The sequence below is a fragment of the Pelatocladus sp. BLCC-F211 genome (genome assembly GCF_041928655.1).
Classification (GTDB): Bacteria; Cyanobacteriota; Cyanobacteriia; order Cyanobacteriales; family Nostocaceae; genus Pelatocladus.
Genome location: NZ_JBHFLM010000102.1, coordinates 1 through 23,197 on the forward strand (window position 1 = coordinate 1; position 23,197 = coordinate 23,197).

22 protein-coding genes are annotated in these 23,197 nt (G+C 40.5%); 17 read left to right on the plus strand and 5 right to left on the minus strand.

The annotated features are described in order from the left end of the window. Positions 1 to 166: 166 nt before the first annotated feature. From ACE1AT_RS12415 to ACE1AT_RS12425, 3 genes are all read left to right on the plus strand, one after another. Positions 167 to 649, plus strand: coding sequence for an adenosine-specific kinase (locus ACE1AT_RS12415; RefSeq protein WP_374868677.1), 483 nt, complete (start codon positions 167 to 169; stop codon positions 647 to 649). Positions 650 to 816: 167 nt separating this feature from the next. Further along, positions 817 to 1,041, plus strand: coding sequence for a DUF4327 family protein (locus tag ACE1AT_RS12420; RefSeq protein ID WP_374868679.1), 225 nt, complete (start codon positions 817 to 819; stop codon positions 1,039 to 1,041). A 1,065-nt stretch (positions 1,042 to 2,106) separates the two neighbouring features. Beyond that, a complete protein-coding gene (locus ACE1AT_RS12425) occupies positions 2,107 to 3,246 on the plus strand; it encodes a helix-turn-helix domain-containing protein (protein WP_374868722.1) in 1,140 nt (379 codons plus the stop codon). 288 nt (positions 3,247 to 3,534) lie between these two features. On the opposite strand, the gene ACE1AT_RS12430 is transcribed toward ACE1AT_RS12425, so the two are convergent. Next, positions 3,535 to 3,792: a hypothetical protein gene (locus tag ACE1AT_RS12430; protein ID WP_374868681.1), complete on the minus strand. Its 258-nt coding sequence runs from the start codon at positions 3,790 to 3,792 to the stop codon at positions 3,535 to 3,537. 449 nt (positions 3,793 to 4,241) lie between these two features. Here ACE1AT_RS12430 and ppsA point away from each other — a divergent pair, with 449 nt between their 5' ends. The 3 genes from ppsA (at position 4,242) to ACE1AT_RS12445 (ending at position 8,581) form a co-directional block, all read left to right on the plus strand. Then, positions 4,242 to 6,692 carry a phosphoenolpyruvate synthase gene (gene ppsA, locus ACE1AT_RS12435; protein WP_374868683.1) on the plus strand — a complete coding sequence of 817 codons (2,451 nt, stop codon included), beginning with the start codon at positions 4,242 to 4,244 and terminating at the stop codon, positions 6,690 to 6,692. 324 nt (positions 6,693 to 7,016) lie between these two features. After that, positions 7,017 to 7,940 carry a M23 family metallopeptidase gene (locus tag ACE1AT_RS12440; RefSeq protein WP_374868685.1) on the plus strand — a complete coding sequence of 308 codons (924 nt, stop codon included), beginning with the start codon at positions 7,017 to 7,019 and terminating at the stop codon, positions 7,938 to 7,940. A 95-nt stretch (positions 7,941 to 8,035) separates the two neighbouring features. Further along, a complete protein-coding gene (locus ACE1AT_RS12445) occupies positions 8,036 to 8,581 on the plus strand; it encodes a late competence development ComFB family protein (RefSeq protein WP_374868687.1) in 546 nt (181 codons plus the stop codon). 21 nt (positions 8,582 to 8,602) lie between these two features. Here ACE1AT_RS12445 and ACE1AT_RS12450 read toward each other — a convergent pair whose 3' ends face one another. Next, complete coding sequence (locus ACE1AT_RS12450) at positions 8,603 to 9,277, minus strand: L,D-transpeptidase (RefSeq protein WP_374868689.1); 675 nt, start codon at positions 9,275 to 9,277, stop codon at positions 8,603 to 8,605. Between the two features lie 351 nt (positions 9,278 to 9,628). Between ACE1AT_RS12450 and ACE1AT_RS12455 the strand changes: the two genes are divergently transcribed. The 3 genes from ACE1AT_RS12455 (at position 9,629) to ACE1AT_RS12465 (ending at position 11,595) form a co-directional block, all read left to right on the plus strand. Continuing rightward, positions 9,629 to 9,781, plus strand: coding sequence for a hypothetical protein (locus tag ACE1AT_RS12455; protein ID WP_374868691.1), 153 nt, complete (start codon positions 9,629 to 9,631; stop codon positions 9,779 to 9,781). A gap of 380 nt (positions 9,782 to 10,161) precedes the next feature. Beyond that, the gene (locus tag ACE1AT_RS12460; protein ID WP_374868693.1) at positions 10,162 to 10,818 is read left to right on the plus strand and encodes a sigma-70 family RNA polymerase sigma factor; all 657 of its coding nucleotides are present in this window, start codon (positions 10,162 to 10,164) and stop codon (positions 10,816 to 10,818) included. Positions 10,819 to 10,983: 165 nt separating this feature from the next. Continuing rightward, entirely contained in the window at positions 10,984 to 11,595 is a 612-nt protein-coding gene (locus ACE1AT_RS12465; protein WP_374868695.1) for an anti-sigma factor family protein, read from the plus strand. 106 nt (positions 11,596 to 11,701) lie between these two features. On the opposite strand, the gene ACE1AT_RS12470 is transcribed toward ACE1AT_RS12465, so the two are convergent. Further along, the gene (locus ACE1AT_RS12470; RefSeq protein WP_374868697.1) at positions 11,702 to 12,145 is read right to left on the minus strand and encodes a gamma-glutamylcyclotransferase; all 444 of its coding nucleotides are present in this window, start codon (positions 12,143 to 12,145) and stop codon (positions 11,702 to 11,704) included. Between the two features lie 87 nt (positions 12,146 to 12,232). Here ACE1AT_RS12470 and leuS point away from each other — a divergent pair, with 87 nt between their 5' ends. From leuS to ACE1AT_RS12500, 6 genes are all read left to right on the plus strand, one after another. Continuing rightward, positions 12,233 to 14,851 (plus strand): leucine--tRNA ligase, encoded by a 2,619-nt coding sequence (gene leuS, locus ACE1AT_RS12475; RefSeq protein WP_374868699.1) that lies wholly within the window; start codon positions 12,233 to 12,235, stop codon positions 14,849 to 14,851. 571 nt (positions 14,852 to 15,422) lie between these two features. Beyond that, a complete protein-coding gene (locus ACE1AT_RS12480; RefSeq protein WP_374868701.1) occupies positions 15,423 to 16,499 on the plus strand; it encodes a mevalonate kinase in 1,077 nt (358 codons plus the stop codon). After that, entirely contained in the window at positions 16,480 to 17,367 is an 888-nt protein-coding gene (locus tag ACE1AT_RS12485; protein WP_374868703.1) for a sugar phosphate nucleotidyltransferase, read from the plus strand. Before ACE1AT_RS12480 ends, ACE1AT_RS12485 begins: the two co-directional genes overlap by 20 nt. A 21-nt stretch (positions 17,368 to 17,388) precedes the next feature. Continuing rightward, entirely contained in the window at positions 17,389 to 18,168 is a 780-nt protein-coding gene (locus ACE1AT_RS12490; protein WP_374868705.1) for an SAM-dependent methyltransferase, read from the plus strand. A 536-nt stretch (positions 18,169 to 18,704) separates the two neighbouring features. After that, on the plus strand, positions 18,705 to 19,946 hold the full coding sequence (locus ACE1AT_RS12495) for a DUF4912 domain-containing protein (protein ID WP_374868707.1): 1,242 nt from the start codon (positions 18,705 to 18,707) through the stop codon (positions 19,944 to 19,946). A 71-nt stretch (positions 19,947 to 20,017) separates the two neighbouring features. Next, the gene (locus ACE1AT_RS12500) at positions 20,018 to 20,392 is read left to right on the plus strand and encodes a DUF2887 domain-containing protein (protein ID WP_374868709.1); all 375 of its coding nucleotides are present in this window, start codon (positions 20,018 to 20,020) and stop codon (positions 20,390 to 20,392) included. Positions 20,393 to 20,410: 18 nt separating this feature from the next. Here ACE1AT_RS12500 and ACE1AT_RS12505 read toward each other — a convergent pair whose 3' ends face one another. After that, positions 20,411 to 20,593 carry a hypothetical protein gene (locus ACE1AT_RS12505; protein WP_374868711.1) on the minus strand — a complete coding sequence of 61 codons (183 nt, stop codon included), beginning with the start codon at positions 20,591 to 20,593 and terminating at the stop codon, positions 20,411 to 20,413. A gap of 59 nt (positions 20,594 to 20,652) precedes the next feature. Between ACE1AT_RS12505 and ACE1AT_RS12510 the strand changes: the two genes are divergently transcribed. Both ACE1AT_RS12510 and ACE1AT_RS12515 read left to right on the plus strand, forming a co-directional pair. Further along, a complete protein-coding gene (locus tag ACE1AT_RS12510; RefSeq protein ID WP_374868724.1) occupies positions 20,653 to 22,041 on the plus strand; it encodes an RNA-guided endonuclease InsQ/TnpB family protein in 1,389 nt (462 codons plus the stop codon). A 1-nt stretch (position 22,042) separates the two neighbouring features. Further along, the gene (locus ACE1AT_RS12515; RefSeq protein ID WP_374868726.1) at positions 22,043 to 22,324 is read left to right on the plus strand and encodes an Rpn family recombination-promoting nuclease/putative transposase; all 282 of its coding nucleotides are present in this window, start codon (positions 22,043 to 22,045) and stop codon (positions 22,322 to 22,324) included. Between the two features lie 9 nt (positions 22,325 to 22,333). On the opposite strand, the gene ACE1AT_RS12520 is transcribed toward ACE1AT_RS12515, so the two are convergent. Next, positions 22,334 to 23,185 carry an FAD-binding domain-containing protein gene (locus tag ACE1AT_RS12520; RefSeq protein ID WP_374868713.1) on the minus strand — a complete coding sequence of 284 codons (852 nt, stop codon included), beginning with the start codon at positions 23,183 to 23,185 and terminating at the stop codon, positions 22,334 to 22,336. Between the last annotated feature and the right edge of the window lie 12 nt (positions 23,186 to 23,197).

The window sequence follows — 23,197 nt, forward strand, 5'->3', positions numbered from 1 at the left end:
GGGTTACTCTGCGAGAAGCCGCGCAGGGCGCGTCTACGTTCCTCAAACGCCAGGTGCTACAACTCTTGGGACCCCCGCAACGCACTGGCTCCCCAACCTACGCTAGTTTTAGTTTTTAGCCTTAACTGAACCGTATTGGTTGATAACCAATCGAGGAGAAAATTATATGGAACTTAAAACAGTTGACATGGAAATTCCTGAAGAATGCAATATTATTATTGGTCAAAGTCATTTTATTAAAACCGTAGAAGATTTATATGAAATCATGGTCGAAATCTCACCACAAGTTAAATTTGGGATTGCCTTTTGTGAAGCATCAGGACAGTGTTTAATTAGAGTTGCAGGTAATGACAGAAATCTTGAGCAGATAGTTACTAAAAATAGCCAATTATTAGGTGCAGGTCATAGTTTCGTCATTTTACTGAGCAACGCTTTCCCAATTAACTTTTTAAATGCGATCAAACAATGTTCAGAAGTATGCAACATCTACTGTGCAACAGCAAATCCTGTCCAAGTAGTAATTGCAGAAACGGAGCAAGGAAGGGGTATTCTAGGAGTTATAGACGGATTTTCACCTCAAGGGGTAGAAAGTACTGACGACGTTACCGTCAGAAAAGGGTTTCTGCGTCAAATCGGTTATAAACTTTAAGATTTTTCCTATGAAATTAATTGATTTTGATTTCTTCTATTCTTCATCTTCACAAGTTCCTCAAAAGAAATTGATAGCTTGAAGTTGTAAGCAGAGTTAATAACAGTCTTGATGCTTAGACTCATCCAAAAGTGTAGGTGAAAGATGGGGGTGTTTTTATGGAGGTTATGAATACCACTGTTAAGTATGACCTCGAAGTCATTAGAGAAGAAGCACGTCAACTTATCAAAAAAGGAGTTATCAGTCGTAACCAGCCAATTTACGTTCTCTGTAAATATATTCCTGGTCGTGATTGGGTATGTGCTGAACTAGAACTAGAAAAAAATGAATTTTTACTTCGAGATAAAATAATTGATTTATTAGGTCGTGAAGATTGGAACGAAGATTCATAGCATAATAAAAACTTATGCAGATTATAGATTATAATCTATAATCTGATGTTGTTGGTAAATATATGGGCTATTTCACTCTTCATTCCTAATCTCTTTTTCTTTGATCGATAATTTCGACAGAGTACAAGAAAGCGGATTGATCCGTAGGATCAATCCAAAATCCTGTTCAAGGATGACTGCGTTTAATAGGCTTTAGTTATTAGCCCATAGATACTTGTCAAAAAAGTTAATTTGTTTTAGTTTTGCAAAAGAATGGCAAATAAAAAATTTAAATAATGAGGGGTTTAACCCCTCATAAACCGATCAACAGCAATTTATATTTAAGGCTTTTGAGATAGATATGACAACAAGTAAATCAAATCCTTGATCTACCTATATTTTCAGAGCCAAGAAACTCTATATAGCTCAAGTAAATGGTTATGCTTGAGATTTTAGTAATATATTTTTCTCTTAAATAGAGAGTGGATGGCGCAATTGATACACTGTAATCAATCTCTTATTTTTGGTGTTTCTCTGACTCTGCATGACTTGTGCTAATTCTCATCAATTATTATTGATACAAATAGATCCTTTTTTTTACTTAGTAAAATAATCCTTTACCAAAAATTAAAATACAAACAGTTAACTTTGTATTCATGAATATGGCATAATGTTCTGTTAAGCAACAATAACATCAATTTATAAAGAGAGTACTCTCCTACTTACTTGACTTAGAAAATCTTTTTAGAATCCTAACGAATGGTGAGGGGTCTTAACCTCAGCTATGTTTTGTTTTGCAATGTTTTGAAGTATATTGCAATGTTTTTGTTATGAGAATAAAGTGAATCACCATCGTAGTTCTGAAAATTATATGTCAAGTTGAATTTGAAATACTGGGTGTCATTCACTAAGATAATTGAAAAGTGGTAGCTGTCATTCAGATACAACTACGGTGACTAGTTCTATCTGTCTAAGCTCACTTGCCTTTTTCAAATCAATTTTTTTGTCCAATTTCTGCAAACATAGTGGTAGAAACACAACGTGGATAAGACAAAAATAGACAAATTTGCACAATCAACACAGGAAATGGACAGACGTATAGCTAAACTGTACGAAAATGTTGTCAATACGCCTGTGATGTTAGATGAAATGCCGGAAGCTTTGACCGAACTTAGTTGGGCTTCACAATCAGTACATTTTGCAATTGAGGAACTGTATCAGCAGCATGAGCAGTTAGAAGAAACAAAAAAAACTTTACAAGCAGAATGTCAACGCTATCAGGAATTATTTGAGGAAGCACCAGACGGCTATTTAGTGACTGATGTACAAGGTAAAATCCAATTAGCTAACCATAAGGCTAGCAAGTTACTGAATCTGAAAAAAGAATTTTTGGTTGGGAAGCCAATAATTAATTTCGTTTCCTTAAAACAGAAACATGACTTTCGCAATTTCCTTGCCCAACTAACTCAAAATGGTCGAAATCAAGAATTAGTAGTAGCGTTGCAACAACATGGCAATGAGCTATTTAATGCAGCATTAACAGTGGCTATTTCCTACAACAATCAAGGTAAAGCTCAAAGCCTACGCTGGCTGCTACGAAGCATTAATGAAAGCAAACGAACAGAATTACTACAAACTACAAAAGACCGAGACTTCGATGACGATCGCCCCATACATAAATATTCCAAAGGAGATACTATCCCTCTCAACACACAAGTAATTTGGTATGTTCGTCATGGTTTAGTAAAATTGACTACCCTTGGTGATACCAGCGAAGAAGTACTAGTAGGATTGGCTGTTCCAGAAATGGTTTTTGGCTCTTATCTGACTTCTCTGAACACTTACCAGGCTACAGCTATATCGGATGTTAAGTTAGTAGCAATTGATCTCTCAGAAATACTAGCTTCTCCAACTTTTAGCCATGCTCTTTTGCCCAAAATCAATCAACGTTTAAGGCAAACAGAATCTTTTTTAGTGATTTCTGGATTGCGACGAGTACAAGATCGCCTATATGGTCTTTTACAGCTTTTGAAACGTGAGATTGGTGAAAAGGTAGCCCAAGGAACTCGCCTATCAGTTCGCCTAACTCATGAAGATTTAGCTAATGCTTGCTGTACTACCAGAGTCACCGTTACACGATTGTTATCTTTGCTAAGAAAAGAAGGGAAAATTTGTTTTGATCATAAAAAACATATCATTGTGAAAGATCTACCGAATATTGGTTAATGAATCTATAAAGGTAGAAAAAAAATGAGGTGGAAGTGCCTCATTTTTTTATTATTTTAGATAAATATCTTGCCAATAAGATAATTTATCCACCGATAAAATTTATAGAGACGTTGCATTGCAACGTCTCTATAAATCAGAAAATCATGCCAATAATCTCAACTGAAAAGTGTTGAGTATAGAAAAATTTCTAATTCATAGAATAATATGAATTACATATTTGTAATTTCACAAATTCCAATAAATTACAATAAATTAAAATAAAACAGACAGAATACAAAAGATATTTTATTTATCTAGTAATGTTTGACTGCCAATTTTGAGTTCCTTCTTGCTCATTTTTAATCGTTTCCACAATATCTTAATCTGACTGTAGGCTTCTTCAGGAGAAAGCTTTCCACTGGTTTCTAAATTCGCAATGTAACTAACTTTTTGAGCAAATTCTTGTAAGTTGGCATTAAATAGTAAATTTTCTGGTTTAACTTGACCACGGTAAGAACTATGAGGATAGAGAAATTTGTTTAAATCGTTTTGATGAGGTTGCACTCTTCTTTACTCCTTAAATATAGAAAATATAGATGGAATAAATCTAAATTATTACTTGATGATAAATTGTTATTTAAATTGTGTACTTTAATAACCTAAATTTTAGCAATTAAATTTAGTCTGTAATGGCAAGCAATTATAGGAATATCAAATTACTACAATACTGGTTATTGATATTTATTAGCTTCTACTAAAAGAATTAGTTAATTTAAACTTAATTTGTATTCGTCAATACATCTTTAATAATTTAAATATTCTTTTGAGCTACTAGATATCACAAAATTTTATTTTGTGCAACTGCCAAAAAAATTAATTACAAAAGTTGGCATCTTCACAACTTCCTCAAACTGTCTTCGTATAACCAAAGGTGTAAGACTTAAGAGCGCAAAGATCCAAAACCCTCTTAAGTAGCAAAGCAGTAACTCAATGCGTTGAAGGAAATTTTTTCCATGCTGGAAACTTTCGTAAATCTAAACACATCAAACCAGAATGCCAAACAACAAGCACTGGTATTACCACTTGACAAAGTTGGAATTGCAGATATTCCGCTAGTCGGTGGTAAAAATGCTTCCTTGGGAGAAATGATTCAACAACTCCAACCCAAAGGTGTCAAAGTCCCTACTGGATTTGCTACCACTGCTTATGCATATCAATTTTTTATTCAAAATGCAGGTATAGAAACTAAACTACGGGAAATATTTGCAGATTTAGATGTCGAAGATGTCGAGAACTTACGTCAATGCGGGAAGCAAGCACGGGCGTTGATGTTGCAAACACCGTTTCCCAAAGCATTAGAGGAAGCAATTGCCCAAAGCTATGAAACTCTGTGTCTAAATTACGGTACTGATACTGATGTCGCTGTACGTTCTAGTGCTACTGCCGAAGATTTACCAGATGCTAGCTTTGCTGGGCAGCAAGAAACCTATCTTAACATTCATGGACTGAAAGCTGTTCTGGAAGCTTGTCACAAATGTTTTGCTTCAATTTTTACCGATCGCGCCATTTCCTATCGTCAAATAAAAGGCTTTGACCACTTCAATATAGCCCTTTCCGTCGGTGTGCAAAAAATGGTGCGTTCCGATTTAGCCGCATCTGGTGTGATGTTCTCCATCGATACCGAAACAGGTTTTAAAGATGCAGCCTTAATTACCGCCGCCTATGGTTTAGGAGAAAATGTCGTCCAAGGTGCTGTTAACCCTGATGAATATTTAGTATTTAAACCAACATTGCAACAGGGATATCGCCCGATATTAAGTAAACGTTTGGGAACCAAAGAAATCAAAATGGTTTACGATATCGGCGGTTCTAAACAAACTAAAAATATTCCCGTTGCAGTTAGCGATCGCGCTCTATTTGCCCTCAACGATACCGAAATTCTCGAACTTGCGCGTGCTTGTTGTGTAATTGAAGACCACTACTCACAAGTGCGTGGTGTCTACACACCGATGGATATTGAATGGGCAAAAGATGGGATTACAGGTGAACTATTTATTGTCCAAGCCCGTCCAGAAACAGTCCAGTCTCAGAAAACTAAAAATGTCCTGCGTACCTATCACCTCAAAGAAAAAGGTAAAGTTCTAGCCACAGGGCGGAGTGTGGGTGAAATGATTGGACAGGGTAAAGCCAGAGTTATTCTTGATGTCTATCGTATTCATGAATTTCAGCCTGGAGAAGTGCTAGTCACAAATCGCACCGATCCAGACTGGGAACCGATCATGAAAAAAGCCAGTGCGATCGTCACAAACTCCGGTGGACGTACTTGTCACAGTGCCATTATCGCCAGAGAATTAGGTATTCCGGCTATCGTTGGTTGCGGTAACGCCACAACGGTAATCAAAACAGGACAAGAAATCACAGTTTCTTGTGCAGAAGGTGAAAGCGGCAAAGTTTACCAAGGTTTACTATCCTACGAAGTCGCAGAAATACCATTAGAAAAACTGCCCCACACTAATACCAAAATTATGATGAACGTGGGCAACCCCGAAGAAGCCTTTGGTTATAGTGCCATTCCTAACGATGGCGTCGGGTTAGCCCGGATGGAATTTATCATCGCCAACCAAATCAAAGCCCACCCACTCGCCCTAATTCATTTTGACGAGTTAGAAGACGAACTTGCTAAATACAAAATTGCCGAATTAACCGCACAGTACGAAGACAAGCCCGCATTCTTTGTCGATCAACTTACTCAAGGTATCAGTACAATTGCAGCCGCATTTTATCCTAAACCTGTAATTGTGCGTCTCAGTGATTTCAAGAGTAATGAATATGCTAATCTCCTGGGTGGTAGGCAATTTGAACCCAAAGAAGAAAACCCGATGATTGGCTGGCGGGGTGCTTCTCGCTACTATGATCCCCGATATCGTGAAGGATTTGCCCTGGAATGTCAAGCGATGAAACGGGTACGCGACGAAATGGGCTTAACAAATGTCATTTTAATGGTGCCATTTTGTCGGACTCCGGCTGAAGGACGGCGTGTACTTGCAGAGATGGCGAAGCATGGTTTAGTGCGAGGCGAAAATGGCTTGCAAGTCTATGTTATGTGTGAATTACCAAGTAACGTGCAACTAGCAGATGAATTCAGCGAAATCTTTGATGGATTTTCTATAGGTTCCAACGATTTAACACAGTTGATATTAGGATTAGATCGAGATTCAGAATTAGTAGCACATTTGTTTGATGAACGTGATCAAGCTGTAAAACGCACGATCGCCAAAGCAATTCGCACTGTGAAAGAACACGGGCGTAAAATTGGGATTTGTGGTCAAGCACCCAGTGATTATCCTGAATTTGCTCGTTTTCTTGTCGAAGAGGGAATTGATTCGATTAGTCTTAACCCTGACTCGGTACTCAAAACCCTATTAGAAATTGCGGCGGCCGAACAAAAAGAGTCTCAACAATAATTGAGTAGGGTGGGTAACATAACCCACCCTTAAATTTTGAATTCACAGAAAAATCTTTTAATTTCAACAAAAAACTGAAAATTAACAACTTTTGATGAAAAGTTATTTATGATTTTCTATACTTAACCCTATCCCTCTACCAAAGCCGTTTTGGCTCTACACAAACCCACCTAGTAAAAATTAATGTGGAGGACTAGCACTTGACAAGTCATAAATATTACACTACAAAGTGTTGTCTCATAAAATTTGCTTTGGAGAGGTAGAAACACTACAGCCTGTAAAATAGTCTGTTGTTCATCAGCAGATAGGATTTTTTGTATCTCTATGACTACCGTAGATCGCGCTCAAAAGTTGTTTACAACATCTGTATCTAATTTGCAAGTTAACCGTCTTGTTACCAGAATGGTAGCCGGAATGTTAGCTGCTTTCCCAGTAGCCTTAGCGCTACCCGCAGAGGCGCTACAGGTACGGATGACTCCAGCTAATCCGAAATTGGGGGATACTTTATCGGTTTTCATTAATGTAGATAATCCTGGAACTGCTGCAAGTCCAACAGTCACTTCTGGAGATAAAACTTACCCAGCGTTTAAAATTACTCCTAATCAGTATCGGGCTTTTATTCCCACCACACCATTACAAAACAGTGGTAAAAGAACAGTTAGGGTTTCTGGAGATGGCCAGGTACAAAACTTATTGGTACAAGTGAGCGATCGCAAGTTCCCTGTACAACGGATTAATTTACCTCCAGGTAAAGCAGGAGTACAAGCCACAGAATACGAACTCAAGCGTGTAGCAGAATTGAAAGCTTTGCAAACACCGCAAAAATACTGGAGTGGCATTTTTACTAAACCAAATGCAGGACGAATCTCCACAATCTATGGTGTACGTCGTTACTATAATGGTAAATTTGCTAAAGATTACTATCATCGTGGTGTTGACTACGCTGGTTCTGCGGGTTCACCTGTAGTTGCTCCAGCAGCTGGGCGAGTCGCTTTGGTAGGAAAAGTATCCCAAGGTTTTCGGGTTCATGGTAATGTCGTTGGTATTGATCACGGTCAAGGGGTGACAAGTATTTTTATGCACCTGAGTCGCATTAATGTCAAAGAAGGCGATATTGTGAAACCCGGTCAAGTTATTGGCGCAGTGGGTTCTACAGGTGCTTCCACAGGACCTCACTTGCACTGGGGATTATATGTCAACGGTCAATCTGTTGATCCAACACCATGGCGATATCAAGAATTTAAATAGTAAATAATTGTGTATTCTTTGCTCAGATTGGGCAAAATAAACTGGATTGGTACCGTCCCTCTTGGCTTGGGTGGCTTATATTAAAGATGAGCATTATGAGTATAGAAAAAATTGTGCAACAGGCTCTCCAGGATGGTTATTTGACACCAGCAATGGAAGCAGAAGTCGGACGAATATGTGACAATGCCAACGAACTCTCAATCGAAGAGTACATGGCACTGGATCGGCTGATGGGAACGCTGTTGACTGGTGAGGTGATAGCGGTACCACGCAAACAGTTTATTAACGTTATGGAAGAGTTGGTACTAACAGAAGCGATCGCCCGCGTAGCTGAAATCGAAGCTACTAGCGAAACTTCCTTGGATGTTGGGGATATTGCTGCTTACGCCCTCAACCGTCTACCCCCTCTATACGCCACTACAGAAGAAGGTGCTAACTATCAGCGCCAACACGCCAAAGCAGAACTACAAGAATTAATTGCCCAACAAGTCAGTGAAGCGATCAGCCGTTATCTGGATAGACCGAATTTCTTCCCAGAACGACAGGTCTTAGGTAAAAACACTGGCAATGAAGTATTGCGACAAGTCAGTACTTTACTCCAAGCCTACGCACCGAATTTTGAGCAGAAGTCATTATCTTAGTCATTGGTCATTGGTCATTGACTATTGCCGAACTTCTACTGTTGTCCCCACGCGTACCTGTTGGTATAACAAACGTACGTCGGGGGTACGCATACGCAAGCAACCGTGGGAGACTGGACTACCTACTAGGTTGTCATCTGGTGTACCGTGAAAGCCGATTTTATTGTGACCATCTGACCAAAAACCTATCCATCTATCTCCCAGAGGGCTATTTACACCTGCTGGAAATACCTTGTTTGTAATTGGGTGACGCCAAACAGGGTTACGTCGCATATTTTCAATTTGAAAAGAACCTGTGGGTGTCTCCCAACCTTTTTTACCTATACCTGTTGGGTAACTGGCGATAACTTGATTTTGGCGCTGAACATAAACGCGGCGATCGCTTAAATCAACTACTACATGTGTCTGATCAGCAGATGCAAGAACACTATAAGGCTTTTGTGTTGCCGAAGCCTTAGCCAACTGGGACTGAATTGGACGATAAAGGTTTGCTTTGTGTTTTTCTTCTGGTATAAAACTTTTTGGCTTTGCAATTGTATCTGTGACTCTTGCTACATAAATTCCATCAGGTTCTTGATTGGTAGGAGATTTCATTAAATCAGAAACCTGCCAATGGACAGCGAGAGATAAGAAGCCTGTGCCAAAACAAAGTAGCATTGCCATACGCGTTACAGATTCATTTCTTACCGTCGCCATCGTTTATTTTCTCCAAAATTCCCCGTTGACTCAGCTATCAGATCACAGTTTTTCTTCCCTACTCTAGCTCTAATGAAAGCGACTGTGACTGTTATGTATTTTACAGTTAGCTATTGCTGAAAAGTTTTTCAGATTCTCTCCTAAACCAATTACCAAAAATTTACAAACATTTAGCAGTTCCATTATGAATTTGTTCATACTCATGGGCAAACTAGGGCTATACAGAGTTGTGCCATTGCCTAGTTTTATAAAAATCCGGGTGAGAATTTTTATAGATACTCCCTGGAACCGAACAGGTCTTGTTTTCAATCATTTTAAGTGGTGTTCATGGTGTGGGTGGGAGTAAGTATCATGTTAGAAAAACTATTGTTAGCAATTACGATTACATTTTCTCTGAATTTATTTTTGCAGGTTCGCCTCCTAGAAGAATCCAATAAAGGCGCTGATTTACAGCAGTTACAACAACCAACACCTACTATTTTGGTGAGGTTGCCACAAAAGTAATGAGCATTGAGCATTGGGCATTGGGCATTGGATCGCATAAAATTTGTGAGGTCAATGCAAAATAGTTTCGCTGAGGCTCACGACGAAGTCCAAAATCTAAAATCCATAGACGCACGAAGTGCGGCTTCTCGACAGAGTAATCTAAAATCCAAAATTGTTTGACACTTGTCAAAGCTTAGATATCACAAAAAAATATTTTTGACAATAGTAAGTATTCAGTGATGCTCGCTGTCACAAATCTACGTACCCTCACTGTGTCTTACAGCAAAGTATCTGCAAGAGTATCCTGTGTTCCAGTCACAAATCCGTCACTCATACTAGGAACATCCGGCAGATAAGTAGGTCTAATAGATAGGGATGATTTACAACCAGTACGATCTATGAGCGAATCGATTACTGTATCCTGGTCAACTGTTGATGCCAGACTCCCGGAAGCATCAGTGCAAGTTGACAAACTCTCTAACCACGATTTAATTTTACGCTGTCAGACTGGACTGCGCCCAGATCGTGCTGCATTTGCAGAACTCCTGCGTCGTTATCAATCCCAAGTTGATAGGGTATTGTACCATTTAGCCCCTGATTGGTATGACAGAGCGGATCTAGCTCAAGAAGTTTGGATTCGGGTCTATCGCAATATTAACCGATTGCAAGAACCAGCTAAATTTCGGGGTTGGTTAAGCCGTATTGCTACTAACTTGTTTTACGATGAATTACGCAAACGTAAGCGAGTTGTCAGTCCTGTATCACTGGATGCTCCCCGTTCGGTGGACGACGGCGAAATGGATTGGGAAATCGCAGGAGATACTCCTGGCCCAGAAGAAGAACTCACAACAAGAGAGTTCTATGAACAATTGCGAGAAGCGATCGCGGATTTGCCGGAGGTATTCCGTACGACTATTGTTTTAAGGGAAATTGAGGGTATGGCATACGAAGAAATTGCCGAAATCACTGGAGTTTCCTTGGGAACAGTCAAATCGAGAATAGCCAGAGCTAGAACCAGATTGCAAGCGCAGTTACAAACTTATTTGGGTTCCTAGTTTAAAGTTTCACCTGATGGTGAACGGCGGAATTTTATATTTCATTAAGATTTATTAAAATTATGACAAAGTGCTTCTGCTACTAGGAGAAATCAGGAGAAATAAGGATTATCCTTGATCGAGTTCTTTGTGTTTACCCGTGCATGAATTGGTAATAATGTTAAGATGACTACTGATTCTCACTTTAACGACCATTCCCACTTGCAATTAAATCTTGATTTGCCAGATGGGGAGGCAGAGCATACCAATGAATCAACGGGTGCTATGGATATGGTGAAGCGCGATCGCTTCGAGTTATTGAGTGCTTATCTTGATGGTGAAGTTACTGCTGCCGAACGTAGGCAAGTAGAAGAATTACTGGCAAACGATCAGTCAGTAAAATGCTTGTACATACGACTTTTGAAATTGCGTCAAGGCTTGCGGACAATGCCAGTACCGCAGTCACAAGCAGTAGAAGAAACTGTTGAACGAGTCATGGCTCGTTTACATCGTCGTCGTTTACGCCTAGCCTTGGCTTGGGGAGGTACAGCCATAGCCGCGACAATTATTGGTGCGGTGTCTGGCTTATTACCAGGTGGGGAACTCAGCCCACAAGTGGCTTACAACCCCGCAACAGAACAGGCACAACCAGCAAAGACTATTGGTGCTGCACCATTAAATGTTTCTATTAACAATCCCATTCTGCCAATTCCCAAAGCAGCAGAAACTACCCCAGAAGATCCATTTAATCGACCAAAACGGCTACCAACGTTAGATATAGGAAATGAATATCATTAAGTAGAGACGCGAGGAACATCGTGTCTGTACAATACCTATTTGAAAAAAGAATGGGACAGATGGGCTTACAGAACTCTTATGCACAAAGAGTTTCCCAATCCAAAATCTAAAATCCAAAATCCAAAATGGTATTAGTCCACCAACCATCGGCTTGGTGAACGCCTCCTAAGTTATTAACCATTTCTGAAGTCATCAAGTAAGCCCAAGCCCAACCAAGCGATCGCCCTTGGAAATCGTATACTTCTATTTGTTGCCGATTATATAAATTTTCTGAATCAGGTCTAGCAGGGTGATAATCTTCCAGATCATCTAGTTCAACTAGAACTTCTGGAAAATCAAATTCTAGCAAATACCCGTAGACAGGACTATCCCCTGGTGTCATAGCTGGGTAGCCTTGGGGTAGATCAAACAGTTTACCCAGCACATAAGCTTTAGTCGCATTTACCACTTTGCGATCGCAGTAGTTTTGATAATTAGCTTCTCCTGGTTTGAGGGTGCCATAAACAAACACCCGCAATAAACCAGAAGATTTTTCTTTTAATTCAATCATTGCTTATTTCAACCAAGCCATTCGTTTGCCTACCATCATCTAAAATATGGAGGCAAACTATGGTTAAAGTCCAGTAGGAGAGTTTTCGTGGATTCCCGATATAACCCAACACAGATTGAGGAAAAATGGCAAAAGACATGGAATGAACTTGGCTTAGATAAAATTTCCCTAGACACCAATAAGCCAAAATACTACGCCCTGTCCATGTTCCCCTATCCATCGGGCAGCCTGCACATGGGTCACGTCCGTAATTATACGATTACCGATGTGATTGCCCGCCTCAAGCGAATGCAAGGTTATCGGGTACTGCATCCGATGGGTTGGGATGCTTTCGGTTTACCCGCAGAAAATGCTGCTATTGACCGAGGTGTTCCCCCGTCCAATTGGACTTATCAAAATATTGACCAGATGCGCCAGCAATTGCAAAGCCTGGGTTTATCGATTGATTGGGACTGTGAAGTTGCCACCTGTTCCCCAGATTATTATAAGTGGACACAGTGGATTTTCTTGCAGTTTTACCAAGCAGGTTTAGCTTACCAAAAAGAAGCAGCAGTAAACTGGGACCCCATTGACCAAACTGTATTGGCAAACGAACAAGTAGACAACGAAGGACGTTCCTGGCGTAGTGGAGCAAAAGTCGAACGTAAATTATTGCGCCAATGGTTTTTCAAGATCACCGACTACGCCGAAGAATTGTTAAATGACTTGGAAAAATTGCCCGGATGGCCAGAACGTGTCAAGTTGATGCAGGCGAACTGGATTGGCAAATCTACAGGCGCATATTTGGAATTTCCCATTGTGGGAAGTTCCGAAAAGATTGGTGTGTACACCACCCGTCCAGATACAGTTTATGGTGTTAGCTACGTAGTCTTAGCACCCGAACACCCGTTAACACAACTGGTGACAACACCAGAACAGCAAGCAGCAGTAGAAGCCTTTGTACAAGAAGTTACCAACCAAAGCGAATTGGAACGCACTGCGGAAGATAAGCCCAAGCGGGGTATACCGACGGGTGGTAAAGCAATTAACCCGTTTAGAGGGGAAGAAATTCCGATTTGGATTGCTGATTATGTACTGTACGAGTACGGTACGGGTGCTGTCATGGGTGTGCCGGCACACGATGCACGGGATTTTAAATTTGCCAAAGAACAGAATTTGCCGATCAAAGTGGTAATTGTTCCTCCTGATAATGTAGAAACGTTACATGTAGAGACGTTACATGTAGAGACGTTACATGTAACGTCTCTACAAGAGGCATATACTGAACCTGGAGTGTTAGTGAATTCTAGTCAATTCGATCGCATGAATTCCACCGACGCCAAAAAAGCAATTGTCGAATACGCAGAAAAACAAGGCTTTGGTAAAGAACGGGTACAGTATCGCTTGCGGGATTGGTTGATTTCTCGACAACGTTACTGGGGCGCACCGATTCCCATAATTCATTGTCCCAATTGTGGCGCGGTTCCTGTTCCAGATCAAGACTTGCCCGTAAAGTTACCGGAAAATGTCGAATTTACCGGGCGTGGTGGTTCGCCTTTGGCAAAGTTGGAAAGTTGGGTAAACGTACCTTGTCCCAACTGCGGTACACCCGCAAAACGGGAAACCGACACGATGGATACATTTATTGATTCGTCGTGGTATTTCTTGCGTTTTACCGATGCTAAGAATGAACAGCAGGTTTTCAACTCTGCGAGGGTAAATGATTTAATGCCCGTAGATCAATATGTGGGTGGAATTGAACACGCGATTTTGCACTTGTTATATTCGCGGTTCTTTACTAAAGTATTACGCGATCGCGGCTTGTTAAATTTTGACGAACCTTTCCAACGCTTGTTAACTCAAGGAATGGTACAGGGTTTAACTTACTTCAACCCTAACAAAGGTGGTAAAGACAAATGGGTTCCTTCCTATCTTGTCGATCCTAACGATCCCTGCGATCCCCAAACAGGTGAACCACTGCAACGCATTTATGCCACCATGTCTAAATCGAAAGGCAATGGTGTAGCACCAGAAGATGTGATTAATAAATATGGTATCGATACCGCTCGGATGTTTATTTTGTTCAAAGCACCACCCGAAAAAGACTTGGAATGGGACGAAGCAGACGTAGAAGGGCAATTTCGCTTTTTGAACCGAGTTTGGCGCTTGGTAACTGAGTTTGCTGAGAATCACTCATCACCAAAAATAGATCAATCCAAAATCGAGAATCCAAAATCCAAAATCGAAAAAGACTTACGACGGGCAATTCACACCGCAATTAAAGAAGTCAGTGAAGACGTAGAAGACGGATATCAATTCAACACTGCGATTTCAGAATTGATGAAACTGAGTAACGCCATCACCGACGCCTCCTGTAAAGACTCGCCAGTCTATGCAGAAGGTATTCAAACTTTAGTTGTCCTGATGGCACCTTTTGCGCCCCACATCGCCGATGAGTTGTGGCATTTGTTGGGTAACAGCAACTCAGTCCATACCCAAACCTGGCCGAAGTATGATTCAGCAGCCTTAGTTGCTGATGAAATTAACTTGGTGATTCAGATTATGGGTAAAACTCGCGGTGCAATTCCAGTTCCAGCCCAAGCAGACAAAGCAGAGTTGGAAAAATACGCCCGCGAATCTGAAATTGCCAAACGTTATATAGAAGGCAAAGAGATTAAAAAGGTGATTGTGGTACCTGGTAAGTTGATTAATTTTGTAATTGGATAGGGGATTGGGGAGCGGGGATCATCCCAAATGTTGAAAAAAACTGCCTGTGATTCAAATCCCAATCTCATGGATCAAGCAGAGACGCGAAATTACCCTGCGGGATCTTGCTACGCGTCTCTACAGACAGTTTGATTTAGTTGAGCCGTCTGAAGACGACTACTAATCAGTGACAAATAATTTATTACACGTAAAAGCGCCTGAGAAATTTGCGAACTCAAGCGCTTTCTATATATTTTTATACCAAATCACTTGTTTGATGCAACATTTGATATTCGTAATCACCTTAGCCAAATAGGTATTACGAAAATAACTTGTGGCAAACATGTGGTGAAGTGGTATCACTCCTTGCACAAAATAAGAATATCTCTTTTGGTATAAAACGCGGACTAGGGTAAGTGACAGTTTCTAAACTGACACTAGTATAACTAAGCAGTAAATGATTGCCAATCAAGCATAATATGTGGCGATACCCCGCTTGACCCTTAGCACAATATGGTATAAGAACATGCTCGTAGGCATGATTAATTGTTACAAAATACGTGAGAATACCTGAGTAAGATCAGAGGCATATATGAAAATTTTTGTACCAGGACGTCTGTGTATATTTGGCGAACATACTGATTGGGCGGGAGGATACCGTCATCTCAACCCTGAATTAGCAATAGGCTACACGTTGCTGGTAGGTACAAATCAGGGGCTGTATGCACAAGTAAAGCCCCATCCGAATCAATTAATTGTTAGCGCCTCTGTTGGTGATAGAACTCGTAAATCCCTGACTTTACCGATGGAAGCACAGGCTTTGCTTACGGAAGCTAGAAAGGGTGGATTTTTTAGTTATGCTGCTGGTGTCGCTTATCAATTTTTGGTAGGGGCGTACGGTTGTAAGCCTCTAAATTTTATTGGCGGAATAGAAATTGATAATTACCTGACAGATTTACCGATTCAAAAAGGGCTGTCATCAAGTGCGGCTATTTGCGTGCTAGTAGCGAGGGCTTTTAATCTGGTATATGACTTAAAGATGTCTATCCAAGAAGAAATGGAGTTGGCTTATTTGGGAGAGATTACTACCCCTTCTCGTTGCGGACGCATGGATCAAGCTTGTGCTTATGGTAATCGTCCCATTGCGATGATATTTGATGGCGATCGCACGGAGATCATTGAACTCAGTCTTCCCAAGAATTTATTTTTTGTGATAGTGGATCTTGCTGCTAGCAAAAATACTCAAGTAATCCTCAGCAAACTCAATCAGTGTTATCCCTTCGCCAGCAACCCCATACAAGCGCATGTTCAAAAATATCTGGGTTCTATCAGCTATCAAATGACCCAAGCCGCCATTGACGCTTTACAAACAGGCGATGCAGAACGAATTGGTATTCTGATGAGACAAGCACAGGTAGAATTTGACAAGTATCTAATCCCGGCTTGTCCTGAAGAGTTAACAGCACCTGTCTTACATGAATTATTGAATTATCCACCAATTCAACCTTATATTTTGGGGGGAAAAGGCGTTGGTTCTCAAGGTGATGGTACAGCACAATTTATTGTTAAAAACAAAGAAAATCAACAAAAAGTAATTGAAATTATTGAACGAGATTTGCCACAAATGCAATGTTTAAAACTGACAATTTATGCCGAAAACTCAAATTAAGAAAGCTGTAATCCCTGCTGCTGGTTTTGGTACTCGCTTATTTCCTGCTACCAAAGTTGTAAAAAAAGAACTTTTCCCAATTATTGATCAAGATGGCAGGGTCAAACCTGTAATTCAACTCATAGTTGAAGAAGCAATTAGTGCTGGAATTGAAGAAATTGGTATTGTTATTCAACCAGAAGATAAAAGAGTTTTTGTCGATTTATTTAAATATCCACCCAAGGCAGAACTTTTTGAAAAACTATCACCAGAAAATCAAAAACATAGTAAACATATCGTAGATTTAGGTGACAGAATAAAATTTTTATCACAAAAAGAACAGGCAGGTTATGGACATGCTGTATATTGTGCCAAAGAATGGGTAAATGATCAGCCATTTTTACTCATGCTAGGCGACCATATTTATGCATCTAATATTAAAAAATCTTGTGCGCGTCAAGTCTTAGAAGTTTTCGCCCAAGCAAATCAAAGCGTTGTTGGCTTAACAACAATTTCAGCAGAGATGATTCATAAAGCCGGGTGTGTGACAGGAGTTTGGCAAAAGCCAGATTCTATTCTTTCCTTAACACAAGTCTACGAAAAACCAACTGTTGAATATGCTATTCAGCATTTGCATGTCGAAGGGATACCAGAAAATGAATTTTTATCTATTTTTGGTTTGTATGCACTAACGCCTACAATTTTTGATTTTCTCGAAGAAAATATTAACAATAAATTTCGAGAACGGGGCGAATTTCAATTAACAACCTGTTTAGAACAATTACGTCAAAAAGAGGGAATGACAGGATATATTGTGCAAGGAAAAAGTTTTGATATTGGAATGCCAGATGTTTATTTGCAAACTTTGATCGATTTTAGGAATAGATAATTATATTAATGGTAATTACCAATGGCAATGAAATTAGAAAAAGTAGTTCCTTTTGGGCGATCGCTTGATGAATATGTGCAAATGTTCAATCTTACTAAATCAGATTTGAACAAGCGCATCTTGGGTGTAGGCGATGGTCCGGCGAGCTTTAATGCAGAAGCTACAAAAATAGGTGTGAATGTCACTTCTATTGATCCAATATATCAATTTAGTGGTGATGAAATCCGCAAAAGATTTAATGAAGTCGTTGATTATATAATTGACCAAATTCAAGCAAGTCCTGATGATTGGATTTGGTCATATCACAAATCTCCTGAAGATTTAAAATCTAATAGAATAGCAGCTATAAACAAATTTATCAGTGATTACGAGCGGGGAAAATTAGAGCAAAGATATTTAATTGGTGAACTACCGCAATTGAACTTTAAAGATAAAGAATTCGATATTGCTTTATGTTCACACTTTTTATTTTTGTATTCCGATCATCATGATTACCAATTTCACTTTGACTCAATTCAGGAGATCCTGAGAGTTAGTCAACAAGTGCGGATTTTCCCTTTACTGACTCTGATGTTGCAACGTTCTCCCTATCTTGATCGCATCATCCAAGAATTTCGGAAACTAGGATATACAGTTTCTATCGTCAAAGTAGGATATGAACTGCAAAAAGGTGGAAACGAAATGCTGTTGATCGGGGAAAGGGGATCGGGGATCGGGGATCGGGGATCGGGGACTAAAGAAGGGGGACACGGGAGACATGGGGGACAACTTCTCAGTTATCAGTTAACAGTTATCAGTTAACAGTTAACTGATTCATGTCCAATCCCCACTCCAAGCACACCCCAATCCCCGATCCCCAACATGTGAAGCAGAAGCTCTTTTTGTCAATTTTTCATAACAATAAGCAGAGCTTTATTGTGGCATAGTATTAACTTATAGCTTAAATGTCATGGAAAATTGACTTATTGATGCTTTGATTAGGGTTTTTGTCATAGAATAATGACATAACGATCCCCAAATAACCAATAAATTCGTAAAAATACTAAAAACAAGCATGGCAACCTCTTGATCCCAGGGGGAGGTTAGCAGTTAGTATTTTTTTACATAAAGACTCCTTAACTCCCAAAATTAAAAAATGCTGATTTTGGCATCACAGGAAATTGAAAGGGAGTGACCCGCCATATAAAAAAACAATAAAAACCTAACTGAAATTTAAGCAAAGTTTAGGTAGAGCAGGAGTCGAGAAGCAAAAGTTAATCTGGGGTGGATGGGATTGAATCAACCACTTATAGACAAGGGTACATTATTAACCTTTCAAATGACTGGAGGCCAAATTCATGGCAAAAGAAAGACCACCATTAGAAGAGATGACATTGCGGCAGCTACGTAAAGTAGCAAGCTCTTACAGTGTCTCTCGTTATAGCCGAATGCGTAAATCGCAGCTGTTAGCAGCGATACAAGAAATTGAGCGTAGCACAGCATCTCCCAGCCAATCTTTTTCATTGGAGGCACAGGAAACCGTGGAAGCAGCAAAATTTGAATTGGGTCAAGAAGATCGTACTGGTGGAACTCTGGCTGATGTAGACGAAGGAATTGGCGAGTTACCAGATGGTTATGGTGAAAGCCGCATTGTCCTGATGCCTCGTGATCCCCAGTGGGCTTATACTTATTGGGATGTTCCTAACGACCACAAAGAAGAATTGCGACGCCAAGGAGGACAACAACTGGCGCTGCGGATTTATGATGTTACCGACATCAACTTGGAGTACCAAAGTCCCCACAGCATTCAGGAATATCCTTGCGATGAACTAGCACGGGAATGGTATTTGCCAATTCCTGTGAGCGATCGCGATTATGTGATTGATATCGGCTATCGTTGTGCTGATGGTCGCTGGTTAGTATTGGCTCGTTCTGCGCCTGTTCACGTTCCTCCTGTATATCCATCTGATTGGATTGAAGACGTCTTCATTACCGTCAACTTTGAAGAAGATTTGCGTGGTAAGAGCTTCTACGAATTGGTTCCCCCTGCGAAGAAAGCTGCTGCTGCTGGTGCTACAGGTAACGCCATTTACGACCAAATCTTTGGTTTGGCAGAATCTGCGGAAGCACAGCGAGTTGCTGGCTCTTTGTTTGGCTCAATGCAGCACGTTCCTGGCTCGGTTACTCCAGAACAAGCCATCAGTTCCTATGTCTTCCCCTCTGGTGTAGGTATGTGGGCAGTTCCAACTGTATCTGGCTTAACCATGTCTGGTGTAGGTATATCTGGTGTCGGCTTCTCTGCTTCCGCCGTACCTGTTCGTCCACGCCAGTTCTGGTTGATTGCAGATGCTGAGTTGATTGTTTATGGTGCAACCGAACCTGATGCAACTGTTACAATCGGCGGTCGTCCCATTAAGCTAAATCCAGATGGAACATTCCGCTTCCAGATGTCTTTCCAAGATGGTTTGATTGACTACCCAATCATGGCTGTTGCAGCTGATGGTGAGCAAACCCGCTCAATTCACATGAAGTTTAATCGTGAAACCCCATCACGCAATACCAACACTAAGGAAGAAGCGGTTTTAGAATGGCTCGGTTAATTTAATATTAGCCACAATCAAAATCTCTAATTTGACCCCTGTTACAGCATAGCTGTGACAGGGTTTTTAGTATGGGATTATGGGGGCGATCGCGTATTATTCCACAAAGTAATAGGCTATTATTTACACTTTATTGCAACTTCTATCCTACTCGTAGTGGTGAAAGAGAAAACCCATCACATTTTGGAGAAATTTTAGCTCTAAATCGGGTTAGACGTATTTACTTGGATGAGTTAGGAGAAGCAGCAGAAGCATCTCTTGGAGTTGGTGTTGTTAAGCTAGTTATAGAAGTTGAGGACACAGCACCAGAATTAGCAAGACGCTTGATTCAGCAAACAAAGCAACAGGTAACTGATGAAGCTGCTAAACGCGACTTAATCAATCTAATTGAGACTATCAAAGTAACGCGGGAGCGTGAGAACCCCTACCTTTACATGAGTGGATGAAACGCGACTCGACGGGTTTTAACCCGGCGTTTCTCTTATCCATTGTTCAACAAACTCGCTGACGCTTAATCCTTTATCGGATGCCATAGACTTTAATTTGCTCCACGAATAATCGGTTAAAGATATCCCGTGTATTTTTTTTAATTCATCGTATAAAACTGGTTTATTTTTTGTCCTTTTTGTGCCTTTGCCTGTTGACATAATTTAGAACTATCGACTAAATTAAAATGAGTCTAGCAAGTCAATAGGAGGCAAGTCAACTGTACAGAACAATACCGCTAAAAACTAAGTTTACTGATGAAGAAAAAGCTTTTTGGATTGACCAATGTGAACACGCTAACAGCTTAATTAATTGCGCTATATATGCGACAAAACAAGCGCATTATGCAAGTTTGCAAGAATCTGAAAATGCTTTTACAACTTACTGGTGTGGGGATGAATTGCTAAGGCAATGGAAAACTTATCGCTGTAAAACTACCTACCCAGAACTAGACAAAGCTCTTAAAGACAACCCACATTACAAAGCGATGGCTGCACAGTCAGCACAACAAACGCTTAAGTCTGTGGGAGAATCAATAATCAGCTACAACGGATTGGTTAAAAAATATTATCAAGGTGATGTTGATAGACCTTCGTTGCCAAGATATAGAAAACGTGGTGGTCTTGCTGCGGTTACATTTCCCCGTCAAGCTTTAACCTACAAAGACGGTTGTTTTTACCCATCAATAAGCAAAGAAACTAAGCCACAGTTACTAACTGAAATCACTTTACATCTACCCGATTTCATTAATTCTGATTGGGTTAAAGAGGTTACTGTCAGACCTTCCACCGGTGAATTGTGGGTTGATTGGGTAATTGATGATGGTAAACAACCAATTGACATTAACCCTAGTCTTGATTACTCTCAAGCGTGGAGTTTTGACCACGGTGGAACCAATTGGTTAACAGGTGTATCAACTCGTGGTAAAAGCCTAATTATTGATGGCAGGAAACTGAAATCAATGAATCAGGGTTATTGTCGTTTGGTAGCTAAATACAAGCAAGGTAAGTCTGATTTTTATTGGGATTCCAATTTAGACAGGGTACAACGCAAACGCAACAACCAAATGCGTGACGCTGTCAACAAAGCGGCTAGATTTATTATCAACCAATGCCTCAATGACCGTGTAGGAAACCTTGTTATTGGTTGGAACGATGGTCAAAAGAATGGTTCCAATATGGGCAAGCGCGGGAATCAAAACTTTGTGACAATCCCTACGGGGCGACTGATTGACCGATTAAAAGAACTTTGTCCAGAGTACGGAATACAGTTAACAATCACTGAGGAAGCATACACCAGCAAAGCGTCTTACCTGGACGGCGATAGCCTCTACAAACATGGTGAAAAACCCAACGGATGGAAACCGTCAGGCGAAAGGGTAAAACGTGGGTTGTATAAAAGTCGTGATGGTCACGTCATCAATGCTGATTGCAATGGTGCGGCTAATATTGCGAGAAAAGTAGCCACACAGCTAGGACTAAACCTAGTCGAGGTGGGTAGGGGAGCTTTGACACTCCCAAGACGAGTTGATTTGTTTAACGCTTTATCCAAATCATATCGTAAACGTTGCGGAGTGGGTCTTATAGACCCCGCAGCAACATCTGTTTAGAATCCCCCGTGTTTCCAACCGGGGGAGATGTCAAAAATTACCGCAAAAGAGCTGCGAGGAGATTGAAGCCATGTTAGGTTTAAGTGAATTGAAAAATACCAAAGTTTATCAAGAAGCGTTTACAGAAGGTAAGCAACAAGGTTTAGAAGAAGGTAAGCAAAAAACCCAGTTAGAAGCTATACCAAAAATGATACAGCTTGGGCTGAGTTTAGAAGCGATCGCTCAAGTGTTAGACTTGCCTGTAGAAGTAGTCGAGCAAGTAGCACAGCAATTGCAGAAATAAGCTTGGTTTCTAACGTCGTTTCTTCCCTTTTTGCCAACTTTGACTATTGGGTTTTTGGCTAAATTCTCCCTTGGGAAATAGCCGTTGTTCTAATTCTTCATAGCTTCCTTCAAAATCACAATGACCGTAAAGAGGACATTGGCGACAATAAACACCTTCTGTGTAGCGTTCCAAGTTTTCGCGGTTGAAGTAATACGGTTTGTGGCTGAAGGTGCTAGCTACCCATTGCCATGACATATTATTACTAGCTGGGTCGCCATCTAAAAGATGTTCGAGAAACCATTTAGCTCCAGCTTGCCACTGGATACGCCGCCAATGGATGATATAAGCTGCCATCCACATACGGGCGTGGTTATGAAGATAGCCTGTTTCTCTAAGTTCTTTGCTGAAACTATCGATACATACTCTGTCTGTTGTACCTTGTCTGATATCTTCGGGTAATTCTAGTGCGTACTTGCTAGGGGTATAGCCTGTTTTATATTCTTCTTGGTCTTGCCAGATGGTACTTCCCAGTTTGACATACAGCCGTTGCCAGTAGTCACGCCAACCTAATTCATTAATTAGTTTAGTGACCTCATCTTGGTTTTGCACGCGATCAAGCACATAATCTCGGATTTCGCGCAAACTGAGAACCCCATAACGAATATAGGGAGAAAGCCGGGTGACTGCACCTGTAAAAAAATTACGTGTTTTTGCGTATTTAGCTGGGTCTACTTTTTGCAGTACTTTCTCAGCAGCTTGACGTCCACCAACTGTTTGACTGATGTGATCATCGCGTTCTACAGCTTGAGGAAATTGTTCGCGCAGGTAAGCTACCAACTCATCACGGTTGGCAAATTCGCGTTGCATGTCTTGAGTCATCCGATTTTAGAT

Bases quoted from the DNA above. Each gene is read 5' to 3' on its own strand.
- ACE1AT_RS12415 (WP_374868677.1), top strand. From the start codon at position 167: ATGGAACTTAAAACAGTTGACATGGAAATTCCTGAAGAATGCAATATT.
- ACE1AT_RS12460 (WP_374868693.1), top strand. From the start codon at position 10,162: ATGAGCGAATCGATTACTGTATCCTGGTCAACTGTTGATGCCAGACTC.
- ACE1AT_RS12440 (WP_374868685.1), top strand. From the start codon at position 7,017: ATGACTACCGTAGATCGCGCTCAAAAGTTGTTTACAACATCTGTATCT.
- ACE1AT_RS12520 (WP_374868713.1), bottom strand. From the start codon at position 23,185: ATGACTCAAGACATGCAACGCGAATTTGCCAACCGTGATGAGTTGGTA.
- ACE1AT_RS12470 (WP_374868697.1), bottom strand. From the start codon at position 12,145: ATGATTGAATTAAAAGAAAAATCTTCTGGTTTATTGCGGGTGTTTGTT.
- ACE1AT_RS12465 (WP_374868695.1), top strand. From the start codon at position 10,984: ATGACTACTGATTCTCACTTTAACGACCATTCCCACTTGCAATTAAAT.
- ACE1AT_RS12425 (WP_374868722.1), top strand. From the start codon at position 2,107: ATGGACAGACGTATAGCTAAACTGTACGAAAATGTTGTCAATACGCCT.
- ACE1AT_RS12495 (WP_374868707.1), top strand. From the start codon at position 18,705: ATGGCAAAAGAAAGACCACCATTAGAAGAGATGACATTGCGGCAGCTA.
- ACE1AT_RS12485 (WP_374868703.1), top strand. From the start codon at position 16,480: ATGCCGAAAACTCAAATTAAGAAAGCTGTAATCCCTGCTGCTGGTTTT.
- ACE1AT_RS12420 (WP_374868679.1), top strand. From the start codon at position 817: ATGAATACCACTGTTAAGTATGACCTCGAAGTCATTAGAGAAGAAGCA.
- ACE1AT_RS12505 (WP_374868711.1), bottom strand. From the start codon at position 20,593: ATGTCAACAGGCAAAGGCACAAAAAGGACAAAAAATAAACCAGTTTTA.
- ACE1AT_RS12455 (WP_374868691.1), top strand. From the start codon at position 9,629: ATGTTAGAAAAACTATTGTTAGCAATTACGATTACATTTTCTCTGAAT.
- ACE1AT_RS12490 (WP_374868705.1), top strand. From the start codon at position 17,389: ATGGCAATGAAATTAGAAAAAGTAGTTCCTTTTGGGCGATCGCTTGAT.
- ACE1AT_RS12500 (WP_374868709.1), top strand. From the start codon at position 20,018: ATGGGATTATGGGGGCGATCGCGTATTATTCCACAAAGTAATAGGCTA.
- ACE1AT_RS12480 (WP_374868701.1), top strand. From the start codon at position 15,423: ATGAAAATTTTTGTACCAGGACGTCTGTGTATATTTGGCGAACATACT.
- ACE1AT_RS12445 (WP_374868687.1), top strand. From the start codon at position 8,036: ATGAGTATAGAAAAAATTGTGCAACAGGCTCTCCAGGATGGTTATTTG.
- ppsA (WP_374868683.1), top strand. From the start codon at position 4,242: ATGCTGGAAACTTTCGTAAATCTAAACACATCAAACCAGAATGCCAAA.
- ACE1AT_RS12450 (WP_374868689.1), bottom strand. From the start codon at position 9,277: ATGGCGACGGTAAGAAATGAATCTGTAACGCGTATGGCAATGCTACTT.